The following is a 1,124-nucleotide window of genomic DNA, read 5'->3' on the forward strand; positions in this document are numbered from 1 at the left end:
CTGCACGATGGCGTAACCCCGGTCGAGGGTGGCGGCGGGGGAGAGCGCGCGGAGCCGGGCCACCGTGTGCCGCAGGTCCTCCTCGGCGGAGCCGAGGCGGTGGGTCAGGCACCGCTCGGCCCGCTGGCGCAGGGCGGTCAGCTCGCCGGCCCGCTGCTCGACCATCACCTGTGGACGGGCCAGCACCGGCCGCGATCGCAGCGCCTCGATCCGGTGTGACTCGCGGTCGACCAGGTTGTGCACGGCCCGGTGCAGTCGGTGCCGAGCCTGGTTGATCAGGCGCAGCTCCTCCGTCAGGTCCGGTACGACCCGCTTGGCGGCGTCGGTGGGCGTCGACGCCCGTACGTCGGCCACGTAGTCGACGAGCGGGGTGTCCGTCTCGTGGCCGATCGCGCTGACCACCGGCGTACGGCAGGCGAACACGGCCCGGCACAGCGCCTCGTCGGAGAAGGGCAGCAGGTCTTCGATGCCGCCCCCGCCCCGGGCCAGGATGATCACATCGATGCTCGGGTCGGCGTCGAGCACCTTGAGCGCGTCCACGATCTGCTGCACCGCGCCGGCGCCCTGCACGGCCACGTTCACGGTCCGGAACTCCACCGCCGGCCAGCGGCGGCGGGCATTCGTCAACACGTCCCGTTCGGCGGCACTGGCCCGGCCGGTGACCAGCCCGATCCGCTGCGGCAGGAACGGCGGCCGGCGCTTGCGGGCCCGATCGAAGAGTCCCTCGGCGGCGAGCAGCTTCTTCAACTTCTCCAGCCGGGCCAGCAGCTCACCGAGACCGACCTGACGGATCTCGTCGGCGCGCAGGCTGAGGGTCCCCCGCGCGGCGTAGAACTCGGGCTTGGCGTGCAGCACCACGCGGGCACCCTCGCGCAGCTCGGGGGCACCGGAGTCGAGTACATCCCGGTTGGTGGTGACGGTGAGGCTCAGATCGGCCGACGGGTCACGCAGGGTCAGGAAGACGGTGCTCGCCCCCGGCCGACGACTGATCTGCGCCACCTGCCCGTCGATCCAGACCCAGCCCAGCCGGGCCACCCAGGCGCCGATCTTCTGGCTGACCACCCGTACCGGCCACGGCTCCTCGGAGCTGCTCTTCCCGCCCGCTCCGGCCTCCTGCCCCACAC

At 72.8% G+C, this 1,124-nt stretch carries 1 protein-coding gene; it reads right to left on the reverse strand.

Features of this window, described 5'->3' with window-relative positions; genetic code table 11:
• The coding region (gene xseA, locus C1I93_RS30630; protein ID WP_111246702.1) for an exodeoxyribonuclease VII large subunit at nucleotides 1–1,122 on the reverse strand (1,122 nt) is incomplete at its 3' end.
• Nucleotides 1,123–1,124: the final 2 nt, after the last annotated feature.

The sequence above is a fragment of the Micromonospora endophytica genome (assembly GCF_003236305.1).
Classification (GTDB): Bacteria; Actinomycetota; Actinomycetes; order Mycobacteriales; family Micromonosporaceae; genus Micromonospora; species Micromonospora endophytica.